Source organism: Paraburkholderia youngii, assembly GCF_013366925.1.
In the GTDB taxonomy this organism is placed as follows: Bacteria; Pseudomonadota; Gammaproteobacteria; order Burkholderiales; family Burkholderiaceae; genus Paraburkholderia; species Paraburkholderia youngii.
In genome coordinates this window covers 1,478,044-1,501,313 of record NZ_JAALDK010000001.1, presented here as the reverse complement: position 1 = coordinate 1,501,313, position 23,270 = coordinate 1,478,044, and the positions used below count along the sequence as shown (strand labels likewise).

General features: G+C 56.8%; 18 protein-coding genes and 2 pseudogenes. 14 read left to right on the top strand and 6 right to left on the bottom strand.

Annotated features, from left to right (window positions below):
- The first annotated feature begins 53 nt into the window (after positions 1–53).
- The 11 genes from G5S42_RS06905 to G5S42_RS06855 all read left to right on the top strand — a co-directional run bounded on the left by G5S42_RS06905 (position 54) and on the right by G5S42_RS06855 (position 12,374).
- Positions 54–1,688: a GMC family oxidoreductase gene (locus tag G5S42_RS06905; RefSeq protein WP_176106111.1), complete on the top strand. Its 1,635-nt coding sequence runs from the start codon at positions 54–56 to the stop codon at positions 1,686–1,688.
- A gap of 133 nt (positions 1,689–1,821) precedes the next feature.
- Positions 1,822–3,300, top strand: a complete 1,479-nt coding sequence (locus G5S42_RS06900) for an NAD-dependent succinate-semialdehyde dehydrogenase (RefSeq protein ID WP_176106110.1) — start codon at positions 1,822–1,824, stop codon at positions 3,298–3,300.
- Between the two features lie 32 nt (positions 3,301–3,332).
- Positions 3,333–4,349, top strand: a complete 1,017-nt coding sequence (locus G5S42_RS06895; RefSeq protein ID WP_018434076.1) for a sugar ABC transporter substrate-binding protein — start codon at positions 3,333–3,335, stop codon at positions 4,347–4,349.
- A gap of 140 nt (positions 4,350–4,489) precedes the next feature.
- The gene (locus G5S42_RS06890; protein ID WP_018434077.1) at positions 4,490–5,458 is read left to right on the top strand and encodes a sugar ABC transporter substrate-binding protein; all 969 of its coding nucleotides are present in this window, start codon (positions 4,490–4,492) and stop codon (positions 5,456–5,458) included.
- Between the two features lie 9 nt (positions 5,459–5,467).
- Positions 5,468–7,039 carry a sugar ABC transporter ATP-binding protein gene (locus G5S42_RS06885; RefSeq protein WP_312883532.1) on the top strand — a complete coding sequence of 524 codons (1,572 nt, stop codon included), beginning with the start codon at positions 5,468–5,470 and terminating at the stop codon, positions 7,037–7,039.
- 11 nt (positions 7,040–7,050) lie between these two features.
- Complete coding sequence (locus G5S42_RS06880) at positions 7,051–8,289, top strand: ABC transporter permease subunit (RefSeq protein ID WP_157646332.1); 1,239 nt, start codon at positions 7,051–7,053, stop codon at positions 8,287–8,289.
- 186 nt (positions 8,290–8,475) lie between these two features.
- The gene (locus G5S42_RS06875; RefSeq protein WP_176106109.1) at positions 8,476–8,679 is read left to right on the top strand and encodes a hypothetical protein; all 204 of its coding nucleotides are present in this window, start codon (positions 8,476–8,478) and stop codon (positions 8,677–8,679) included.
- Between the two features lie 134 nt (positions 8,680–8,813).
- The gene (locus G5S42_RS06870; RefSeq protein WP_312883531.1) at positions 8,814–10,139 is read left to right on the top strand and encodes an MFS transporter; all 1,326 of its coding nucleotides are present in this window, start codon (positions 8,814–8,816) and stop codon (positions 10,137–10,139) included.
- A 258-nt stretch (positions 10,140–10,397) separates the two neighbouring features.
- Complete coding sequence (locus G5S42_RS06865; RefSeq protein ID WP_176106107.1) at positions 10,398–11,360, top strand: sugar ABC transporter substrate-binding protein; 963 nt, start codon at positions 10,398–10,400, stop codon at positions 11,358–11,360.
- A gap of 394 nt (positions 11,361–11,754) precedes the next feature.
- On the top strand, positions 11,755–11,973 hold the full coding sequence (locus tag G5S42_RS06860; RefSeq protein WP_176106106.1) for a type II toxin-antitoxin system Phd/YefM family antitoxin: 219 nt from the start codon (positions 11,755–11,757) through the stop codon (positions 11,971–11,973).
- 11 nt (positions 11,974–11,984) lie between these two features.
- The gene (locus G5S42_RS06855; protein ID WP_176106105.1) at positions 11,985–12,374 is read left to right on the top strand and encodes a type II toxin-antitoxin system VapC family toxin; all 390 of its coding nucleotides are present in this window, start codon (positions 11,985–11,987) and stop codon (positions 12,372–12,374) included.
- A 93-nt stretch (positions 12,375–12,467) separates the two neighbouring features.
- Here the strand turns inward: G5S42_RS06855 and G5S42_RS06850 are convergent, their stop codons facing one another.
- Together G5S42_RS06850 and G5S42_RS06845 are read right to left on the bottom strand one after the other, a co-directional pair.
- Entirely contained in the window at positions 12,468–13,355 is an 888-nt protein-coding gene (locus G5S42_RS06850) for an amidohydrolase family protein (RefSeq protein WP_176106104.1), read from the bottom strand.
- 297 nt (positions 13,356–13,652) lie between these two features.
- On the bottom strand, positions 13,653–14,570 hold the full coding sequence (locus G5S42_RS06845) for a LysR family transcriptional regulator (protein WP_176106103.1): 918 nt from the start codon (positions 14,568–14,570) through the stop codon (positions 13,653–13,655).
- Positions 14,571–14,594: 24 nt separating this feature from the next.
- Here G5S42_RS06845 and G5S42_RS06840 point away from each other — a divergent pair, with 24 nt between their 5' ends.
- Both G5S42_RS06840 and G5S42_RS44090 read left to right on the top strand, forming a co-directional pair.
- Entirely contained in the window at positions 14,595–16,115 is a 1,521-nt protein-coding gene (locus G5S42_RS06840) for an MmgE/PrpD family protein (RefSeq protein WP_246391833.1), read from the top strand.
- 220 nt (positions 16,116–16,335) lie between these two features.
- Positions 16,336–16,567: pseudogene (locus G5S42_RS44090) on the top strand (ISKra4-like element ISBte1 family transposase); the annotation flags it as partial.
- Positions 16,568–16,690: 123 nt separating this feature from the next.
- Here the strand turns inward: G5S42_RS44090 and G5S42_RS06835 are convergent.
- The 3 genes and pseudogenes from G5S42_RS06835 to G5S42_RS45685 form a co-directional block, all read right to left on the bottom strand.
- The gene (locus tag G5S42_RS06835; RefSeq protein ID WP_018434086.1) at positions 16,691–18,289 is read right to left on the bottom strand and encodes a GMC family oxidoreductase; all 1,599 of its coding nucleotides are present in this window, start codon (positions 18,287–18,289) and stop codon (positions 16,691–16,693) included.
- A gap of 422 nt (positions 18,290–18,711) precedes the next feature.
- Positions 18,712–20,199, bottom strand: coding sequence for an aldehyde dehydrogenase (locus G5S42_RS06830; RefSeq protein WP_176106102.1), 1,488 nt, complete (start codon positions 20,197–20,199; stop codon positions 18,712–18,714).
- Between the two features lie 402 nt (positions 20,200–20,601).
- Positions 20,602–20,737 (bottom strand): annotated as a pseudogene (locus G5S42_RS45685) (IS91 family transposase); the annotation flags it as partial.
- A 248-nt stretch (positions 20,738–20,985) separates the two neighbouring features.
- Here G5S42_RS45685 and G5S42_RS06825 point away from each other — a divergent pair.
- A complete protein-coding gene (locus tag G5S42_RS06825; protein WP_176106101.1) occupies positions 20,986–22,002 on the top strand; it encodes a zinc-dependent alcohol dehydrogenase family protein in 1,017 nt (338 codons plus the stop codon).
- Positions 22,003–22,168: 166 nt separating this feature from the next.
- Here G5S42_RS06825 and G5S42_RS06820 read toward each other — a convergent pair whose 3' ends face one another.
- Positions 22,169–23,080, bottom strand: coding sequence for a LysR family transcriptional regulator (locus tag G5S42_RS06820; protein WP_176110392.1), 912 nt, complete (start codon positions 23,078–23,080; stop codon positions 22,169–22,171).
- Positions 23,081–23,270: the final 190 nt, after the last annotated feature.

Here is a 23,270-nt window from a genome sequence, read left to right as displayed (position 1 = left end):
GGAAATAATCTTCAAACAAACGGAGACACCCTTCTGACACGCAGCTCATCGGCATGGAAACCTACGACTACATCATCATTGGCGCCGGCTCGGCCGGTTGTCCTATCGCTCGCGGTCTCAGCGACAACCCCGATAACAAGGTCCTGCTCCTCGAAGCCGGCCCGCCCGCTGACCGATTTTGGGTCAATACTCCTGCTGGCATGGCAAAGCTGTACTTCCACAAGGACTTGAACTGGAACTACTTCACGGACCCGATGCCCGCACTTCGCAACAGAAAGATGTATTGGCCTCGTGGTAAGACGTTGGGCGGTTCGAGCTCGATCAACGGAATGATTTTTATCCGTGGACACAGGAGCGACTTCGACAGCTGGAGAGACCTTGGCAATCCGGGCTGGGGTTACGACGACGTGCTTCCATACTTCAAGAGGATGGAACACAACGAGCGCGGTGCAGACGAATATCGCGGCGCGACTGGACCGCTGTGGGTCAGCGATCCCGTAAAGAAGATGGCAAGTTCTCACGACTTCATTGAGTCGGCGGAGCGTGTGGGTATCCCTCGTACCGACGATTTCAATGGTGCAGTGCATGATGGTGTTGGCTTCATGCAGCATACCATTCGAGACGGGAAGCGTTATTCCGCGTACACGGCGTTCGTTGAGCCGGTACGCAATCGACAGAACCTTACTGTTCTCACTGGCTGTGCCGTTCAGCGCATCGTGTTGGAAGGCAATGTTGCTACCGGGGTCGAGGTCCTCTGCAACGGGGAAATAAGGACGTTTGTCGCAGCGAGAGAAATAATTTTGTCGGCGGGTTCGCTCAATTCGCCTCAGGTGCTCATGCTGTCGGGCATTGGGCCCGGCGAGGAGCTGCAGCGACATGGGATTCGTACCCGCGTGGAGTCTCCGGGCGTCGGGCTCAACCTGCAGGACCACTTTTACGTGCACGGAAGCTATAAATCCACACCAGACAGTTCCTACAACACAGAGCTCGCTGGTCTGAGAAAGTACCTTGAAGGCGCTCGTTATCTGCTGACACACAAAGGCTATCTGGCACTTGGCTCTTCGCAGGTGGGTGCGTTCGTAAAGAGTCGGGCTGACGAGCCCTACGCTGATTTGCAGATCAGCTTCAGGCCGATGACGTTCACGTACCACCCAGGTGGCGAGTGCGAAGTTGACAATGAGCCTGGTATGGGTGTCTCCGTCTACCTCCTGCGTCCACGTGCTGCTGGGACTGTGACACTGCGTTCAGCGAATCCCGCAGACTCCGCCGTATTTAAGCCCAACTTTCTGACGAATGAAGACGACAATCGGGCGATGATTTTCGGCGTGAAGAAGATTCGGGAAATTATGTCAGCGCAGCCGATGGCATCGCGTGTCATTGAAGAGCAGATTCCGGGCCCCGCTGTGAAGACAGATGAGCAGATTCTCTACTGGATGGAGATGACGGGTAACTCTGCCCACCATCAGGGCGGTACTTGCAAGATGGGGCGTGACCGTCTCGCGGTAGTAGACGAGCGTTTGCGCGTACGCGGAGTCGAGCGTCTTCGCGTGGCGGACGCATCGATCATGCCGCATCTCACTTCCGGGAATACCAATGCCCCTTCAATCATGATTGGCGTAAAGGCGGCAGACATGGTCTTGCAGGACGCTACCCCACGGCGACTTATCAAAGACACGGTTGCCGCTTGATCGGCGCTTTCGGGAAATATTTGGCTGGCGTGAATAGGGCAGCCGATATGGGCGACGAATGTAGCGGGAAGTGGCAAGAGCGTTCGTAAGGCGCATCGTATGCGCTTCAAATTTAGCGAAGAGGATTTCAGTAATGTCAACCACAAGCCAGCAAACTGCCGATAGCGAAGCGCGGCGCGAATACCCGCGCATCGGTTTATACATCGACGGCGAGTGGATCTACGACCGACAGACGGCGACCGAGGTCAGAAACCCGAGTACGGAAGAAATCCTGGGCCCTGTACCGAAGGCTACTCCAGACGATCTTGCACGTGCCTTGAAAGCAGCTTCGCGCGGATTTCTCGCATGGCGCGACACTCCTCCGCAGCAACGGGTGAAGGTAATACAGAAGGCCACGGCGCTGATGAGGGAGCGACTCCATTCAATCGCAACCGCGATCACGCTTGAGAATGGCAAGTTGTATTCCGATGCCTATGCCGAAGCCGACCGGTCCCTCAACTTCTTCGAGTGGAACGCGGCGCAATCACTACGTGACTACGGATTGATCGTTCCCGGCGAGGCGCAGATGCAGAAGTTCATTCTGCGTCAACCGATCGGTCCTGTCGCAGCATTTACTCCGTGGAACGTACCTATCAGTTCTGCTGCGCGAAAAGTGAGTGCGGCCTTGTCGGCCGGTTGCTCGGTGATCTTGAAAGCTGCGGAGGAGACTCCTGGAGCCGCGTGTCTCGTTGTCAAGGCTTTCGAAGACGCAGGGCTGCCTGCGGGAGTCTTGAATCTCGTATTCGGAAATCCTGCGGAGATCTCGTCGACGCTTATCGCCTCGCCCGTAATCAGGCTGGTGACGTTTACTGGCTCTGTGCAAGTCGGCAAACATCTGACCCAACAGGCTGCGGCCGCCATGAAACCCGTGTTGATGGAGTTAGGTGGTCATGCACCTGTGCTTGTCTGCGAAGGTGTTGACGGTGCAGCAGTTGGGCGCCTCGCAGCACGAGGAAAGACAAACGCTAGCGGACAAATCTGCGCGTCTCCATCGCGATTTATCGTTCACCGCAGCGTGTATCAAGACTTCGTGTCGGCATTCGCTGAGACAGTGAATAGCGTTCAGGTCGGAGATGGGTTCCGCAAGGACGTGCAGATGGGTCCCGTTGCCAGCGCTCGCCGACTGGCGGCAATGCAGTCACTCGTGGATGACGCTAGGAAGCGAGGTGCGCGGATCGCGGCCGGGGGCAATCGTATCGGAAACATCGGCTACTTCTTCGAACCAACCGTGCTCGCGGATGTTCCGTTCGATGCAGACGCCATGACGACAGAGCCGTTTGGTCCGCTGTGCGCCTGCGTATCCGTCAATGACCTCGGCGAAGCCATTACGTTGGCAAACAGCCTCTCCGTCGGCTTGGCAGCGTATGCATTCACCAACTCGTTGCAAGACGCTGAGCGCATCAGCCGAGAGCTCGACTGCGGGGTGTTGTCAATCAACCATTTTGGCACGCCAGACGCAGATACACCTTTTGGAGGGGTGAAGGACAGCGGTGTCGGTCGTGAGGGCGGTCCGTCGACGCTGGACGCTTACATGGTCACCAAGACAGTTTTGCAAAAGACCTCGCGAGTTTGAGGAGAGACAAAAAATAGACTCGAAATTGCTCGATGACGGGCAAGCTGCTGGACAAAATTAATCCATATTGGAGACAGACGATGGGCAAGTTTCGAAAGCGTGTTCTCGGCATTGCGGCAGCAGCCCTGTTGTTTTCGTCAGTGGGCGCGGCACAGGCGAAGGAAATCACGGTCGGTTACGTCGCTGCAGGTCTGCAGTATCCGTTCAATGTTGCCGTCGCGAAGGGGTTCGAGGACGCTGCCAAAGCGGCTGGTGTGAAAGCAATTGTCCTGGATCCGAAGACCAGCGTCGAAAGACAAGCCAACGCTATTGACGACCTTGTTTCGCAGAAGGTCGATGGTATCGCCTTTCTCCCGCTAGATGGCGTCGTCGCGCAAGGCTGGGCGGACCGTGTATCTGCCCATGGGATTCCTCTGGTCTCGGTTGCCACCGAGCTGGGCGACCCTCAGAAGCGACCCATCAAGGAGGTATATCCGAAGCTCGCAGCCCTTGTCGCGAGTGATGAGATTCACACCGGATTTAATGCCGGCGAGATTGCAGCGGAGTTGCTTCCGAAAGGTCGCGTAGCCAACATCGCCATCGTGGAGGGTGCACCGGGGTATCCGCAAGTCTGGCAGCGCACCAAGGGCTTCAAGGACGGTCTTGACAAGGCGGGAGTCAAGTATCGGATCGTAGCGTCGCAACCCACAGACTGGACGGCAGAGAAAGGCGAGGCGGTTTGTCAAAACATCCTGACTGCTCATCCAGACGTCGACCTTTTCTACAGCCAGGCCGATGACATGGTTATCGGTTGTGCGCGCGCCGTACATGCGGCTGGTTCAAAAGCAAAACTCGTCGGGTGGGGCGGTTCACGCCTTGGAATTGCTGCAATCAAGGCCGGAGAAGTTGACGGCACAGTGTGCGTAGCACCGGAGGAAATGGGGCAACAAGCGTTCAAGGCGCTGTACGCGGTTGTGAAAAACCCCGACATCCAAAAGGCCAAGTTCATCGAAATCCCGACGCCAGGTGTGACGAAAGAAAATATTTCGAGTTGTATTCCCCAATGGTAATAGGGGCCGGGCATCGTGAGCATTACCTGCGCCAATGTATTCTGACAGAGACATCAGGGCTTACGAAAAGAAGGCCGCTGAGCCACTCGAAATCGATTCGATTGGTTATGCGGGCCAAGACAACTTAAGTGGAGACAGAAATGAAAAAGTGTTTAAAGAGTTTGGCCTGCATCGGCCTGGCTGGTACTGCGGCGCTTCTTACAAACGCCGCGCTTGCCAAGGATATCACGCTGGGCTACGTGGCTGCAGGGATGCAATATCCCTTTAACGTGGCCGCGGCGAAGGGGTTCGAGGCGGCTGCGAAGGCGGCAGGCGTCAAAACTATTGTTCTTGATGCGAAGACTAGCGTGGAGAAGCAAGGAAACGCAGTCGATGATTTGATCGCTCAGAAAGTCGATGGTATCGCTGTGCTGCCAATCGATGCGGTGGTGGCTCAATCATGGGCCGATCGCGCTACTTCGCACAACATCCCGTTCGTCGCGGTCGCAACGCAGATTGGTGATCCTCAAAAGCACGCAATCGCCGATGTCTACCCGAAGCTGACCGCGCTCGTCGCCAGCGACGAGGTGCACGTTGGATATGACGCGGCGCAGATTGCCGCAAAGCTGCTCCCGAAGGATCGGACGGCGAAAATCGCAATTGTCGAGGGAGCTCCTGGCTACCCCACGGTATGGCAGACGACGAAGGGGTTCAAAGAAGGTCTGGACAAAGCCGGTATCAAATATCAGATCGTCGCCTCTCAGCCTACCGACTGGACCCCGGAGCAGGGTGAGTCCGTATGCCAGAACATTCTCACGGCGCACCCGGACGTTGACCTCTTCTTCAATCAGGCAGACGACATGGTCATCGGCTGCGCCCGAGCCGTGCGTGCTGCAGGATCGCACGCAAAGCTCGTCAGCCGAGGCGGATCCAAGCTTGGAATCAACGCCGTCAAGGTGGGCGATGTCGATGGCACGGTCTGTATTCAACCGGGAAAAATGGGAGCGCTGGCGTTCAAAGCGCTGTATGCAGCAGTGCAAAATCAAGGCGTGCAGAAGGCTAAGTTCGTCGATGTCGACACGCCAGAGGTGACGAAAGCGACGCTTTCCAGCTGCGTGCCTGAGTGGTAAGCAGGATTGATGTCAACCGAGGCGGTAGGAGGCAACGAAATGGTAAATGAGATTCCACTCTTGCAGCTACAGGGTGTGACGAAGACGTTCCCGAACGGTCTTGTAGCGTTACGCGGAGTAGACCTTGACGTTTCGCGTGGCACGGTGCATGGGCTCCTGGGCGCTAATGGCGCCGGGAAGTCGACCTTGATCAAGATCCTTTCTGGCTCGTTGCCAGCCTCGGGTGGGCAGATCGTTTGGAAGGGCTCGGCCGTTGAGTATTCGAGTCCGAAAGCGGCGAATGACATGGGAATCGCGACGATTCACCAGCACATTCCCTTGGTCCCGACTCTATCGGTACTCGAGAACGTGTTCTTGAGCGAGGAAGGCCGGTGGCGCCGCAATTCGGCGATTCGGACGCGCTATTCCGACCTGTGTCAGAGAATTGGATATTGGCTGGATCCAGACGGCCTGGTCAGCGACCTCTCCATTGGTCAACGTCAAATGGTTGCGATTCTGCAGGCCCTGGGAACGGGGGCTGATCTGATCGTCATGGACGAGCCGACCGCTTCACTCGCGGCAAACGAACGGGAGGTCGTATACAAAATCGTGCGGCAACTGTCGCGTGTCGAAAACAAGGCCATTCTCTTCGTTTCACACTTCCTGGACGAAGTCGTGGCGCTCACCGACCGAGTGACCATTCTGCGGGATGGACAAGCCGTGGTTGACGCAGCGACCAGTGAACTCGACGAATCGCGTATCGCAGAGGCTATCGTTGGTAGGCAGATCGTTGCGCTAGAAAAAGCACCGCCGAAAAAGATCGAGGCTGGAGCTCCGGTGTTGCTCGAGCTGAAAGATTTGGCGTCGATCGGCAAGCTGGAGCCGATCTCGTTGAGGGTGCGGGCGGGGGAAGTCATTGGAATCGCAGGTCTCCTTGGTTCAGGCCGCAGCGAGCTACTCCATGCGATTTTTGGTGCTGATCCGGATGCTACTGGTGAGGTCCTGGTCGATGGCGAGAAAATTCGGAAGTCGACTGCTTCGGCAGTTCGGGCGGGTCTCGGGTTGGTACCTGAAGACCGGATGGCACAAGGTCTCATACCCGGCTTCGAAATTTGGCGCAATACGACCCTCCCAGCGCTCGATGGTGTTGCGCGCGGTCGCTGGCTCCCGGACAAAGCACGTGAACTGGAACGTGGAGAGGAGGCTATCCGGCGCCTATCTATCAAGGCGAGTTCGGCTGACATTCTCGTGACAGAACTAAGTGGTGGCAATGCGCAGAAAGTGACGATTGCCAAATGGTTATTTAGCGACGTGAAGGTGTTCCTCCTGGACGAGCCTACCGCTGGCATCGATATTGGAGCGAAGACGGACATCTTGTTGCTTGTTCGAGAGCTAGCGGCGGCTGGCAAGGCAGTCGTCATTGTTTCTTCTGAATTCGAGGAAATCCTTGCGGTGAGCAGTCGAATACTCGTCATGCGTGACGGACGTTGCATCGCCGAGCGCGTCGGCCACGAGACCTCCGAGCACGAACTGGTCTTGCTGGCGGGCGGTCACAGTGCGAATTCAGACGACGCACAGCAAAGTAACGCGCAACCCTTGTAGAGCGAGTAATCATGAATCTCACAACTTCAACACATTCCAGCCCCGCTCGCGGTAGCGATGCATCATCGGGTGGACCAACGGGCGGCAGCTCACCAAAAGTTCAGGGACAAATGACCGATTGGCGCCGCTTGTTCAGCCTGCGCGAGATGGGCGTTTATTACGCTCTCGTCTTGCTCGTATCAGGAATCTCGTTTGTGACGGTTTACACGGGACGCCCGAGCTATCTCAGTTTGGGAAACATCTCGAATGTTCTATATCAGGCGTCGTTGGTGGCGATTATCGCTGTCGCAATGACGGTGATCCTGATTACGGGTAACTTCGATCTTTCTGTCGCATCCGTGGCGGCCCTTTCTGCAGCGGTACTTGTGAGTCTGGCAGATACACTTGGGTTTTGGCCAGCAGCGGGCGTGGCGATGCTGGTTTCGGTTCTGGCAGGCTTACTGAATGGTGCGATCGTCCAGTATCTTGGCATTAATGCATTCATCGTTACATTGGGTACGCTCACCGCAATCCGTGGCGTTGTCCAGATCTACACCGATGGGCAATCCTTGTCGGTGCAAACACCTGAAGCATTGCAGGCAATGCGAATGTTTGAATCGGGTCGTTTTTCGATTGCGATTCCGCTGCTTATCATTGGAGCCGGCTTGTTCCTGGCGGGTCTCTGGTCTCTGGTGCGAGCACGTCGTCAGGCGCATAACGTCCCCGTGACGTCGGTTGGCATGGTCATTGGCGGCGTATGCTGTTTTGCTCTTGTGTGGGCGGGCGGACTGTCGCTTTCGATGCCGAAACCTGTCGTGTATATGCTCGTATTCACGATCGTCGTCTGGTTTGTGCTGAATCTGACCACTATCGGTCGCCGCGTGTACGCGGTGGGTGGTAATCCTGAGGCTGCCCGTTTGTCAGGGATCAACGTTCAGAGATACAAGATGGCGGGGTTCATTCTCTGTAGCGCGGCGGCTGGCTTCGGCGGTGTTCTTTTCGGCAGCCGACTTGGTGCGGTGAATCCAACCGCAATGCAAGGCGCAGAACTCACTGTCATTGCCTCGGCCATTCTTGGTGGAACATCACTGTTTGGTGGCGCCGGATCGGTCATCAAGACGCTCGCAGGTGCACTGCTGCTGTTCACGCTGACGAACGGATTCAACATCCTGAACCTGGGCGCGAACTATCAAGGCGTCATCGAGGGAACAGTGGTTGTCACGGCAGCCGCTATCTATACGGTAGGGGGCGCTCGTCGACGGAGGCGATAGAAGCCGCTCTCTGGCGTCGGGAGATTTACGCTCCAGATGGAAAATGACGGATGTCTTGCAATAAATTCTTTCCATGCAGGCCGCCGGACAGAAGGCTAGAACGCGGCGGCCTGCCGAAGCCGGGTTTATTCCGATGCAAGAACGTTGGACGCAGTCTCGAATCGCGCACTGGTTCAGGAGCCGTTCGTGAATAGTACCGGTCAAACCTACATCGACTCTCTCACGGCAGCCGACAGGGAGATTCTGTCTGAGGGGCTGTGCGCATTGTTACGCGAACGATCGGTGGCTTACGAGATTGCGGCGAAGGTAGCACTTGCCCAAGGGTTGGCGAAACCTGATGTTACCGACTTCGGACTTCCCGACATTCTTCGTCTCAGTCGAATCTTATAAGAGCGGTGCCACCAGCTAAGCGCGTCCAGTTCTGTCTGTCAGGGGCATCCAACATAACTCGGACGGCGACCGCCGGTTGAAGCAATGGTGAACTGGCTATCGCGCGTCTAATGCGCAGGTTGATTGGAGGAAACGTGGCAAAGCAAAGTGCAATTCGTACACTGTCGGCCGGCTCCATCGGCAACTTTGGAGAAATTTACGATTTCGCGGTGTTCGGATTTTCGGTTCCGATTCTTTCGATTCACTTTTTTCCAGGCAGTGATCGTACTGCGGCATTGCTAAGTACCTTTGCCGTCTACGCAGTCGCCTTTTTCGCTCGACCGCTAGGGGGGCTGTTGTTTGGTGTTATGGCAGACAAGGTCGGTCGCGTGAAGGTCATGGCAACGACAGTCTGGTTGATGGCGCTGGGCACAGCCGTGATAGGCCTTCTGCCCACCTATGCTCAAGTTGGCATCGCGGCCCCTGTACTCCTAGTCGCGTGCCGAATCGCTCAAGGACTTGCGCTGGGCGGCGAAACCACCGGAACCACCAGCTTTATTCTCGAATCCGCACCTGACGACCGCAGAGGAGGATGGATAGGCCTTACCTTGGTCTTCTCGCATTTGCCTAATGCTCTGGTAGCCGGGTTGTTGATTGCCCTTCAAGTGGGAGCCGGTGCAACTTCGTATTCAGACTGGGTCTGGCGTGTACCGTTCCTTGCGGGCGGACTGATCGGGATTGTTGGATTCTGGCTCCGCCGCAATCTGGACGAGCCCGAGGAGTTTAAGCAGGCCACGCGAAGGACTGGTTCGAAGAACCCACTTGGAACGGCGCTCCGAGCAGGTGGTCTTCGAGGGATGCTCAACGTCGCAATGATTCAACCTATCCAGACGGTCGGTTCATATCTGCTTCTGGGTTTCATGTACACGTTTCTTGTGCGTGTGGCGAAGCTGGAGCCGGCGACCGCGCTTTTTACAAACGGTGCGGCCATCGTTGTGTTGTCGCTCATGATTCCGATTGGCGGGGTGCTAAGTGACCGTTTTGGCCGAAAGCGCATTCTTACCCTAGGAGCCTTGTGGCTAGCCATCGCCGCATATCCTGGCGTATACCTCGCCGCCACCGGAACTATTAGCGGTGCACTTCTGGGTCAGTTGCTGCTTACGGTCGGAGTTGGCTTGTATGGAGGGGCTTGTTTTGTCGCCGCGCCAGAATTCTTTCCGACTTCATTTCGTGCGACCGGACATGCGATCTCGTATCAGTTGAGCGTTGCCGTCTTCGGGGGTGCTACGCCCTTCATTGCAACGCTTCTTGTTCGCGGATTCGGGTCTCCTCTTGCACCTGCATATTACGTTGCTTTCGTTGCGATCGCCTGTCTCATCTTGACGCAGTTTGTCCCGGAGACCAAAGGCGTGCGGCTGCGTACGTCTGCAGGCTTGACTGCGGCAGGCAGCACGTTCGGCGTCCCGAAAGAGACTAGATGAGATTTGCAAGGGGCTCCGCCCGCCCATTGATGTCATGAGCCAGTCCGGAGATTGAAGCCGGTAACTAGCGCAGAGGACGCGAACCCAAGCAGGCAGGTCTTCGTTACGACCATCGTCGTCGTTGTTCGGGTGATACGCCAGTTCAGTCGGACGAAAGAAATTGCAGTGTCGTTCAAAGAATAGTCGCACTCGTAAGTGGTATCGCAGATTAATCGAGCACATTTATTTAATACGTATAACTAAGTAAAAGGAGATAAGATGAGAGGAGTTTGCAAGTGGTTAGTCGCGTTCTGCGGCGCAGGGGCAATGTGTCTTGGTAGCGTGCAGGCGAAGACCCTCACGCTAGGCTACGTGGCTGCAGGGATGCAGTTCCCCTTTAATGTATCAGTAGTAAAAGGATTTACGGAAGAAGCGAAGAAAGCCGGTGTGAAAGTTATTGTTCTTGATGGGAAAGCTAATGTTGAGACCCAAAGTAACGCTATCGACGACTTGATAGCCCAGAAGGTGGATGGCATCGCAATCCTTCCCATTGACGGTTTGGTCGGGAAGAGTTGGGCGGATCGTGTCGCGGCACACGGTGTACCTTTCGTCTCCGTGGCGACCGAAATTGGAGATCCCCAAAAGCGACCAATTAGAGAAGTTTACCCAGAGGTCGCCGCACTAGTCTCAAGCGACGAGATACACACAGGCGAAATCACCGGCGAAATGGCGGCTACACTGTTGCCGAAAGGCCGCGTGGCAAATATTGCTATCCTCGAAGGGGCACCCGGTATGGCTCAAAATTGGCAGCGAACAAAGGGGTTCAAGACGGGCCTTGAGAAAGCCAGCGTTAAGTACCGGATTGTCGCGTCGCAACCCACTAACCTGACGCCTGAGCAGGGCGAGTCAGTCTGCCAGAATATTTTGACGGCTCATCCCGATGTGGATCTGTTTTACAACCAGGCGGACGACTTGGTGATTGGATGCGCGAAGGCGGTACGCGCAGCTGATTCTCACGCCAAGCTGGTTGGTTGGGGCGGCTCTCGTCTTGGGGTAACCGCTATCAAGACTGGCGACGTCGACGGCACAGTGTGCGTCGAACCGGAGAAAATGGGGCGACTCGCATTTAAGGCACTGTATTCCGCTGCTACGAACCCGAACGCACCTAAAGGTCAATTCGTGGAGGTTGATACGCCAGCCATCACAAAATCCAATATCGCGAATTGCGTACCACAATGGTAAGTGGTGTGGGCGGGGAGGGTCACAAGGCTATTTACGGTGTTTGGGTGGCCCCCGTTGGCTAGCGGATGACCGGTTACGGCCGCTGGGGGCTCTTAGGCGTTGCCCGACGCACCGTGAAGTGATCGCCCGGCTCCACGTTTTCGAAGGAATCAAACGAAGTGCAGCGCGGGGTCTGCCGCGCCGTGCAACATTCCAGTGATATTGTTGCATAGACGGCTAGTAGCCATTGGGAGTTGTGACGTGGAGTTACGGGTTGGGGAATCGGAAGATTTCCTTTGTAATCCACCGAGTGGTGCTTCTCGCGCGCTTGCCTCGACCAACCGTTGCGGATAAAAGTGGGGTTTTTGTAAGCAGCTAGTAGCAGCAATGCGGTGAGTGACATCGGGGAGATAAGATGGAAAAGCGCATCTCGAAGGCGACGTTTAAGGCTAAAGCTTGTGAACTGTTCCGCCAAGTCGAGGCTCTGGGTGAAAAGGTGGTTGTGACGAGTCGTGGCAAGCCAACCGTAGAAATTCGCCGTTATACGTCGGGTCGCGATGATCCGATAGACGTTCTTCGTGCTGGAATCGTGTACTTCGATCCGGAAGCCACACCCGACCTAACTCAGAGTTGAGAGAGCGCTCCATGATTGTGCTCGATACTTGCGCCTTGCTGCTGTGGCTGTGCGACCAGGGCAAGCTGAGCGTAGCAGCTCGTGAGGCAGTCGAGCGTGGAATGGAAGCGAGCGAAATTGCGATTTCGAGCATCAGTGTGCTTGATGTCGGCAAGTTCATTGAAGACGGGCGACTCGCATTGTCGGTGAGCACCCGAAGCTGGCTGTTGACATTGGCTACGATAGAGGGAATGCGCGTGATTCCCGTCGATTTCTCGATCGCCGTACGGGCGGCGAACATTTCGGTGCCGCTCACGTCCCATCAAAAAGTCATCGTTGCCACGACCATTGCGCTTGGTGGTGCCCTCATTACTCCAGACGCTTATTTACGAACGCACACCTACGTAGACTCAATTTGGTGAGCGCAGCGGCCTAGGCCGAACGGCGGGTTTGTCGTTGGCCCCTCGTCATCGGCTTCGATTTGTCCATACGAGGTTTGGTTACGGCACACCTTTCTATGGCGTAGCGCAATGGTCGAGGCGATACGTCTTGATCGCATTACCGCGAAAGATTTTCAGTCGGTCTTCACGAGACATATAACGTGTTGATCGGTCGACAAGACTTACCCATTGACGATAAGTCGCGGCCAGTTCGAGTACCGGCCAATCACCTCCAAAGAGGACGCGGTCCACACCAAAGCAGTTGATGACATCGTCAATCAGCGGGAGTACCTGTTCTTCTCTCCATTCTTGATGGTCAGCCTGCGTCAAGAGTCCAGATATCTTGCACACAACGTTTGGGAACGCTGCTATCTTGTATAGTTGCTCACGCCAAAAGTCGAGACGTTTCTCCTTCACTTCTGGTTTAGCCATGTGATCGAGCACAAAAGACACCGACGGACAACGCCCTACCAGCTCTACGGTGTGCGCAAACTGGTGCGGATCGATGCAAAGATCGAAGGTGAGGTCGTACCTGGGCAGCAGATTGACGGCGTCTACGAAGGAGCGCTGCAAGATTATGGACGAGTCGGGCATATTCTGAATGAGGCGTCGTACGCCCCGAACGGCCGGCAGACTGGCAATACGAGCGATTTCTGGCTCGATAGAGACACCTTTCTCCAGCGGTAGGCAGGCGACGCAGGCAAGGATTCTGGCGTCGTGCGCCGCAGTCTGAGTGATCCACGCTGCTTCGTCGAGATACTGCGGCATGTCCACGTCTGCCTCAACTACAACGAAGCCCTCGACATGGTAGGGGGCAGAATCGCTCGAAAGATCGTCGGCAGTCCAACTACGATTAAGTTTGGTTGCGCCGGTCGCCCATGATGAGCCACTGGACCACGAGTAGCCAAAGCGCTCTCGGTCGATCAGGTGGATGTGTGAGTCGATGATGGGGAAGTCAATCATGTAACTGGTTTGACATGATGGATTTTGAAGTCTGGGCTCGTTGCGACATCGCACGAGATCTGCATTTTCGTGAGCGTCACCGCTGGCTGTAAAACGACGCCGAGCCGCAGCTGGAACGTAGGATTAACGTCCGAGCGTACATGAAAACGCGGCTGGAATTGCTGGTTTTTGTTTGTGTATCGATAAGCGGCGCTTATCTACGACAGCGGGCAGTAAAAGCATGCTTGAGGACGCAGCTAAGCTTGCGGGTATGCGCAGCAGCCTATACTCCCGTGCGCGCACCGCGGCGATCGACGTTCATCCACGGAGAAGTTCACTCCTGGCAAACCATCTAATCAGATGCTCGCGGAAGCCCTCGGCCGCTGGCGACAGGGCGCGGTTCGATGAGTGGTAGAGGCAAACCTGCCTCATGACTTCGGGGTTAACTATCGGCCGCGATACCAAGCCGAATCGACGGCCGAGAATGCCAACGTATGCTGGAGCAATCGTGAAGGCAAGTCCCTCGGCAGCCATGCCGAAGGCAGTGCTAATGTTGTCGACGATCTCGATTGGTGTGATTTGTTCGCTTTCGACATATTCAGCTTGCGTGAGTGAGATTGTCCGCTCATAGTCGCGCCCTGCCACAACCAAAGGGTACTGCCTCAATTCAGCCCAGGAGATTTCACGATGTTCAACCATCGGGCTATCGGGAGCGAACCAAAGCACCCAGGCGCTCTGAACTATATCGAAGCGGACGACGTCCTCCGTCACCGCTTGGTCTGATCCAATGGCGAAATCGACAGCAGCGCTCTTGACCGTACTCAGTAGGTTCTCTACTGCGGTATCACGAATTCGGACAAGAACCTTTGGTTGGCACTCACGGTAAGCCTTGATCGCCGCCGGCAAGACGGTACTGGCCAAGATTAAGGGTGCCGAAATACGGACGATCCCGGCAGCTCGATTCCGAATGTCCTCCGCCGCCGCCTCTGCAAGTTCAAGATGTGCCAGTGCGCTTTTGGCAGATGAATAAAATTCGCGCCCGGCCGGCGAAACGGACACGCTTCGGGTCGTGCGATCAAAAAGTCGAAAACCTATTGATGTCTCGAGCTCGCTGACCAGTTGGCTGACCGCGGATGCGGACAGGCTCATCCGCTCGCCTGCTTTTGCAAAACTGCGGACGTCAGCAACTGCTACGAAAGCGCCGAGCTGTCTCGGGGTAAATCTAGGAAGGCCCATGGTGTCGGGAGACGTATTTAGATTATGAAACGACTCTTAACGAAACATCACGATTCATCGCTTGTTCATCGGTACATCTCCCATAAAACTCTTCTACAAGTGTTCCGGAAGGACGAATGGGCGATTATCCTGGTGCCTTATCAACCTATATCCCAATCCATTATGCTATACAGTCCTGACCTTTGCCACGTATTCGCGAACCACGTTGGGAAGACCCGCTTCGAAGATCTTTCCAAAGCAGCCGTCGATGCGGCAAAAAAGTCCATCCTTGACATTGCGGGTGTAACTCTCGCCGGCAGCGGTATGGAGCCGGCTGTGCGAGGGGTCGCCGATGTCGTTTTAGATGCGGGAGGGCGTGAGGAGTCGTCTGTGTTCGGGTTCGGAGGAAAGGTCCCAGCGCAGTCGGCAGCTTTCGCAAACGGCGTGATGGCGCACTGTCTTGATTTTGATGATCAGACACCCTGGGGGGCGCACCCGGACAGCTCCGTGGTTCCGGCGGCACTCGCGCTCGCAGAACGTAAAGGGGCGATATCCGGTCGTGACCTGATCACCAGTGTAGCGATTGGTCAGGATCTGTTCGTCCGCTTGCGCTGCAATGTGGAGTGGCGTCAGGACTGGAACCTTTCGTCGGTCGTTGGCGCGTTCTCTGCAACCGCTGCGGCTGCTTATATTCAGAGGTTGTCTCGAGAGCAGATCTCGCACGCGCTCGGGATTGCCAGCATGCAGTCTAGCGGGACCATGGAGGTTATTTTTGGCATTGGAAGCGACCTGCGCGGTATGTATGCCGGGTTTACAGCGCAAGGCGCGGTATTGGCGGTGCTCCTGGCTGAGAAGGGTATAACCGGTGTCGCGAATCTCTTCGAGGCGAAGGCAGGCATTTTCAATGTCTACTTCGGAGGGAAATACGAACGCGACAAGATGGTCGAGGGGTTGGGCAGAGACTACCTGGGCGCGTCAATGCTTTACAAGGCGTGGCCGGCTGTTGGGAATGTGCATACATACATCCACGCGACAATCGAATTGATGAGAGAACATGGTCTGAAAGCGTGCGACATCCAGCAGATCAAGGTGTTCGTCGGGGATTTTCACCAACGCATGTGCTATCCGTTGGATCTTCGCCGCACGCCGGGGACACTCGTCGATGCGAAATTCAGTCTCCCATTCTGTGTGGCCTTGGCGGCGACGCGTGGCCAGATTCGAATATCCGATTTCAGCGCCGCAGCCCTTCATGACCCGCAGGTGCTTGCAATCGCCCAGAAGGTTGTCCCCCTGGAAGACAGCAGTCTTGACTGGAAGGTGAAGATCCCCGATGGGCGCATGGAGATTTTGACGCGCGACGGCCGGCGCTTCGCTCGGATTGGTGACAACGTGCCGGGCAGCCCCGAAGCGCCAATGTCGTGGGAGCAGATCGCCGCGAAGTTCCGCGACTGTGCGTCGGTTGCGGCCAACCCTCTGTCCCGAGAGAGAACTGAAAGAGCAATCGACCTGGTGCTCAATCTTGAATCACTTGACAATACGAGCGCCTTCCTCAGTACGTTTTCTTAGCATGCCCCGTTCGTACACGGGTGGTGCCTTCGCGTCGCACTTGAGAGATTTCAACGGAACAGATATTTTCTATATGCGTTCGGTACGATAAGAGAAATTACCATGAAGCGATTCGAAGGAAAGGTGGTTGCCACCACAGGTGCTGCGTGTGGTATCGGTCTAGCGTGTGTGCGATGGTTGTGGGAGGAGGGGGCTGCTGTAGCTTTGGCAGACAGCGATCGGAGACCGCTACCGTCATGGGGGCCGATTACCTCGAGCTTCGTCGAATCGGCGGTCAACCAGGTGGTCAGCAAGCGCTTTGTGAAGCGGCAGCAGATGGCGTGGCGGCCCGCACTCGCGCATCTCTTCTGCGGGTGAGGACGGTGGTCCTGAATTACCAATTGAGAACACGCATCGAGCGATGGTATCCGACGCTCGCGGTCAACAGTCACGCTGACAATATCGCGCCATAGTGCGCCGCTTTGGCGCGGTCTCCGTCCCCCGAACTCCCATTGCCCCATCGATTTACGTGCTCAAGCCCAGGTTCCTCAGGGCAGTTGGCAGGCTGAGTGCAGCCAGCTTGGTTTTCGCACCTATCAGTTTTTGAGTTGCCGCCCCAGCTTCTCGCCGATCATCATGCACGCCGCGTTGATGTTTCCGCTGATCAGGTCAGGCATCACCGACGCATCGGCGATCCAGAGGTTCTCCAGTCCTCTTACCTTGAGGTCGGGCGTCACTACTGCCATGTCGTCGACTCCCATGCGGCAGGTGCCCGACGCGTGGTACGCCAGCCCGGCGCGGGCCTTCACGTACTCGACCAGCGCGGCTTCGGAGGTAGCGTGTGGGCCTGGTTCGACCTCCTCCATCACCATATCGGCCAACGGCGACTTGGAGACGATACGACGCAGAAGTCCTATCGCTTTCACCAACGTTTCCACATCTCCGGAATTTCCCAGAAGGTTGGGTTCGATTAACGGCGCTGTCTTAGGGTCCGCGCTGGCGAGGCGGATGGTGCCCCGGCTCAAGGGATAGCTCTTGTCGAGCACCATTGAGAACGAAGGATAGGGCAGCACCTTCAAGCTCTTGTAGAACTTGAGCTCGTCGTCGTTGACCGCGCCTGCGACCGAGAAGAGCATATGTACATCCGGTATGGGTTCCGTGCTTGAAGTCCTCAGGAATCCCATGGCCTCTGTAATCGTGGCAAGCGGTCCTTGCCCCGTCAACAAGAACTTGGCTCCAAAGCCTGCCATTCGCAACCAGTTGCTTGTTGGGCTGTAGCTCGGCCGCTTCACGCGCCAACTCGGCCTAATGAGGGGGTGCTCCATCAAGTTGCGTCCAACGCCAGGCTGATGCAGAACAACATTGACGCCAAGCGCTTGCAGTTCCGCTCCATCGCCGATGCCCGATAGCATCAGAAGCTGTGGCGTATTGATCGCTCCGCCGCACAAGATGACGCGGCCAGCCCGGGCCTCGTGCACGACGCCATCGCGCTCGTAGGTGACGCCCGTAACCCTACCTTCCTTTACCAGTAGTTTGTGTACGAGCGCATCCGTGACCAGCTTCAGGTTCTTGCGCTGCAACGCCGGTTTGAGCCATGCATCGGCCGAACTGACTCGCATTCCGCGGTGCTGGTTGAATTGTCCGTAGCCAACCCCTTCTTGCTGCGCACCGTTGAAATCGTGTGTGCGCGGAATGCCGGCCGCTTGTGCAGCATCGAGAAACGCCTCCGTGAGCGGATGGCAGTGCCGCACCTCCCGGATGGGCAGCGGACCAGAATCGCCACGGATTGAGTAGTCAGGCGGCGAATGGTAGCCGGGCTCGCAACGCTCCATGTCCCGGAACAGAGGCATGACGTCATCGGCCGACCAGCCGACGTTGCCCATGGCAGCCCAACGGTCGTAGTCGGCACGGGCGCCGCGCACATAGTTCATGCCATTGATACTACCGCTGCCGCCCACAACGCGTCCGCGCCGCCAATGGTCGGTTCGCATATTGCGAGTGGAGTCGGACTGGGACCAATAGCCCCACTCGAAGCGTGAGAAGTCAAGATAATAGCTGAGGCCGAACGGTTTCATGAGCCATACATCCGGGGGGCCGGCCTCAAGGACGAGAACGCGCCGCGAGGGGTTCTCGCTGAGGCGAGCAGCCACGACGCAGCCCGCGCTTCCCGCACCGACGACAATGTCGTCCCACATGTTTGAATCTCGATCCACGTAATTCACTTTGTCTCTAATCCGTGCGTGCAACTATGTTCAGAGGTCGGGGCGGCGTGCGTCCGACACTGGCGTTTTCCTACCAGCGGCAGGGAATTGGGTCGCTTAGTGGTTTGTCGCCGATGCGGCTGCGACTGGTGGTGGAGAAATGGTTCGGCGGACTGGTCTGGGCATCTCTCGATGCAAGCGTTCAAGACAGGATTGGAACGAACATCCTGCTCATGTCCCAAAAAGGATCCACGGCCGCCGCCATAGGTCGGGACGGCTTGACATGTTTAAAGCGTCAAGGCCGATGCCTGTTCGGGCTTATGTCCTGATTGCACTGTGCTATCGCGTTCCCTGGTTGTTGTCAGTGAGGCACGCAGATCGAAAGATTCGAAACTAGTCCACGATCAAATGTCGGATCATCGTTGAACGAAAGGATTTTCCGGCGTGCTCGACGCAGTTGAAATCATGATGCTTTTCGTTTCGAGGTAATCGTTGATCGCCTCCATTCCGCTCTCGCGCCCAAGGCCCGATTGTTTCATTCCGCCAATTGGCGTCGTGAAGCTGTAGGCTCGGTACGTGTTGACCCAGACCATCCCGGCCCTTAGCGCCTTCGACATCCGAATTGCGCGCCCCACGTCTCGCGTCCACACTCCGGCCGCCAGCCCGTAGATGACGTCATTGCCAATTTTTATCGCGTCGTCCTCAGTGTCGAAGCCGATGATCAATAGTACGGGGCCAAATACCTCTTCCTGGGCAATGCGCATGCTGCTCGAAACATCAGTAAATATCGTGGGTTTCACGAATTGTCCCGCGCCCAATCCCGCCCCCTTCGCAGCCTCTCCCCCGAGAATACATTGGGCGCCCTCAGCTTTGGCGAGATCGATGTAATGCAGAACCTTCTCGAATTGAGGTGGGGTAGCAATCGGGCCGATGTCCGTGTCCGCGCGCATCGGATCACCCAGCTTCAGTTTGCGTGCAATACCGAGCAAACGTTCGGTGAAGGCATGTCGGATAGAGTTCTGCACCAGCAGCCTCGAACCTGCAGTACACATCTGCCCGGACGCCCCGAAGATGCCGGCGACCGCCCCGATGCAGGCGCTTTCGAGATCCGCGTCGTCGAACACAATGTTCGGTGATTTACCTCCTAGTTCCATCGACACCCGCTTCATCGTGCGTGCCGCGGTTTCATATACCTTGGCGCCGGTCACGTCGGAGCCGGTGAACGTGATCTTTGCCACGTCCGGATGCTCGACCAGCGGCGTACCTAGTTCCTGTCCAAGCCCTGTGACAACGTTGATCACCCCGTCTGGCAGACCCGCTTCCTTTGTCAACGCTGCGAACTCAAGGGAATTTGCCGATGCGTACTCGGACGGCTTCAGTACGACAGAACAGCCCGCCGCGAGTGCCGGCGCACACTTGATGGTGGAAAACATCAAAGGGGAATTCCACGCGGTAAGTGCTGCCACTACTCCAACGGGCTCACGACAGGTGATCGCGAGCATATCGGGCTTGTCGACAGGGACCACACTGCCTTCAATCTTGTCGGCCATGCCAGCAAAGTAGTACCAGTGTTCAGGAAGGTACTTCAGTTGCCCTTGCATCTCCGCGAGAATCTTGCCATTATCCTTGGATTCGATTTCAGCCAAACGCTGCGCGTTTTTGGCATCCGCGAGCAGGTCGCCGATCCGGCGAAGAATTTTTCCGCGCTCCGTCGCAGTCATGCGACTCCACGGTCCGTGGTGCATCGCATCGTACGCAGCCGCCACGGCGCGGTCGGCATCTTGGCTGCTGCCCCGCGGAATCCGGGCCCACACCTTCCCGTCGTACGGATCCACTGAATCGAGCCATTCAGCGCGCGCGGGACTCACCCACGCTCCATTAATCCAATGCTGGTACGTCTTCATTTCGCCTGTCGCTAATGTAAGTGAGTCGATCCAGATCAAGGCGCGCGCAAACGCACTTCGTTACACCCAAGTACCGGCGCGCGCGTTATGCCTTTCCTGCTGGCTTGTCCGAACTAAGCCCCCATACGTACGGAATCCATGCAGTCTGGGCAACGTCGACCGAAACCACTGCTCCGGTCATACAGCGTCTCCGGCAGAGGGAATTGTTTTGAATGTGGCATCAGTCTCGCCGCACATCGCTTGATCAACAAGCAATGAATTATGAGCAATCAATAAGTTGGACTTCACAATCACAAGAGGACCGGTCAGACCACCGCGTATGTCCACGTTACGCCGAGACAACTCAATGGCTTTATCACCCATTGAAAGGCCATTGGAAAGCGGTACAGCACTACGCACCGGTCAGTGCACATGGCTCTGATCAGGTGGCGCCCGCGGCAGGATGGCCAGGCGTGTCATCAGCCAGCGCACCCTCGAGGTGGACCGTGTGGCCTTTGCCGCACACTGAGCAGTCGCGCAATGATCTACCGGTAAGGCGCAGCTACCCGCGCGCTGCGTCGTTCAAGCCATCGATCGCGAGGCGTCGGCCATCTTCGCTGCGTGTCGAAGAATCGGCGTTCCGTGACCCCGTGGGACTCATTTGCTGATGCCGAGTGTGCATTTGTCAGAGCTCTTGCGGGTCAATTGATGAGACACGTTTATAGGGCCTTGCTGCTCAAGTAATGAATGATCGAGCGTACCGCACCCTAGAATGAGTATTGGTAAATGACGTGAGGAATCTGAGAAATGCTAGGAACCGTTCTGTATGGACCGGGAGATGTACGTTTCGAGGAGCGTCCGACTCCGACCATCCTGAAGCCGACTGATGCCATCATCCGGCTGTCGGCTAGCTGTATCTGCGGATCGGACCTGTGGCCTTATCGCGGACTAAACGAGATCACCGAACCGATGGCGATGGGGCACGAGTACTGCGGCATCGTTGAAGAGGTCGGTAGCGAAGTTACCTCGGTCCGTCCAGGACAATTTGTAATTGGCTCGTTCTGTCTGTCAGACAACACTTGCCCACATTGCCGCTTTGGCTTCCAGTCGTCTTGCCGACAGCGTGAGTTCATGAGCGGGGCGCAAGCACCACGTGCGCGGGTGCCGCTTGCCGACGGCACACTGGTAGCGACATCCGATCTTCCCGCCGATGATCTGATTCCAAGCCTGCTTGCCGTGTCCGACGTACTGGGAACTGGGTGGTACGCGGCGGATGCGGCGGATGTAAAGCCCGGCTCAACCGTTGCCGTGGTCGGCGACGGCGCGGTGGGGCTCATGGGAGTGCTCGCGGCGAAGCAGATGGGCGCAGCGCGCATCATCGCGATGAGTCGCCACAAAAGCCGCCAGGCGCTCGCGCTCGAATACGGCGCCACCGACATCGTTACCGAGCGCGGCGACGAAGGCGTGGCGCGCATCCAGGAACTGACACAAGGCGTGGGCGCAGACTCCGTGCTGGAGTGTGTGGGGACGCAAGAGTCGATGCTTCAGGCAATCAATAGCGCGCGTCCGGGCGGGTCGATTGGTTACGTCGGCGTGCCGCATGGCGTCGCTTTGGAGGGGGAGCGGCTCTTCTTTGGCCAACGGCGGCTTCTCGGCGGCCCCGCGCCAGTGCGTCGCTTCCTGCCTGAACTGATCGACCTGGTGCTTGCGCGAAAGATTAATCCAGGCAAGGTGTTCGACCTCGAATTGCCGCTCGCGGAGGTGGCAGAAGGCTATCGTGCAATGGACGAGCGGCGTGCGATCAAGGTATTGCTGCGCCCATAGTCAGGGGTCGGTCTGACCGGCCGCGTATCGCGGCCGGCCGAAACAAACATACCCCGATGGAGTTTTTGTGCTCCAAGGGGCGTGCTTGTAGGCGATGTGGCTCGACCTTCGCCTTGGGTGCATGGAGAGAGGGCTAACGAGTCGCGCCATCATGTTGGCTTCTAATTCACCGCCTTGTCGGGCTTGAGGCGGTTTGGCGCAGCGCTTGCACCACCAGCGAAAACGCTGGCGATGGCTGACGCCTGCTGGGGTAATACAGGTGGTAGCCATCGAATTTTGGGCACCAATCCTCCAGCACGCGTACGAGTCGGCCGGCCTCGATATGATCCATCAGTTCGTCGTCGGGCAGCAGGGCGATGCCTAGTCCCGCTAGCGCCGCGTCCACCTGAGGCTGAGCGGTGTTGAAGATCAACTGACCATCGACGCGTACGTTCAGACGGCGTCCTCGGCGCTCGAAATCCCACACGTACAATCCGCCGGACGTAATCATGCGTTGATTGATGCAGTCGTGCGTCGTCAATTCATCTGGAGTCTTTGGGATCGGGTGCACAGCAAAATAGGCCGGCGACGCGACCACCGCCAGTCGCAGTGGCGGGCCGATAGGTACGGCGATCATGTCTTTGTCGATCGTGTTGCCGAGACGAACCCCAGCATCGAACCTGTCAGCTACGATATCGCGAAAGCCGTAATTCACGTCGAACTCGATCTTGAGGTCCGGATATTCGCGCAGTAGCGGCGTGAGTTTGGGCAGCAAGATGCTGTGGAGCACGTTGTCACCACACGTGATGCGCACGGTTCCCCCGGGCTTGGCGCGCAATTCAGTCAAGGCCTCGAGTTCCGCTTCGATCTCCTCGAAGCGATTACCGATTGCAGCCAAGAGGCGCTCGCCTGCCGTGGTCGGCGAGACGCTTCGTGTGGTGCGCGTGAGCAGCCGGATTTGTAGGCGCTCCTCCAGACCGCGAATGGTCTGGCTTAGTGCCGATTGGGTCACGCCTAACGCTGCGGCGGCGCGGGTAAAGCTGCCTTCGCGCGCCACCGTGACGAAAGCCAATAGATCGTTGAGGTTGCGTCTAGCCATCATGCAGTCTCGTATTTGGGGTATTAATTAGTCTATCTTATGTGGCCTTTTAGACATTGATTAGATAATCAAGGAACTATTCGAGGCTTCTCCTGTTAGTCGCACGGTCGCGCAAACTGCGCGCGAAACAATCTCCTCTTCGTAGTGGGTGCGTCTTTGCAACGAGCATGTGTGGGTTCGTGCTGATCGC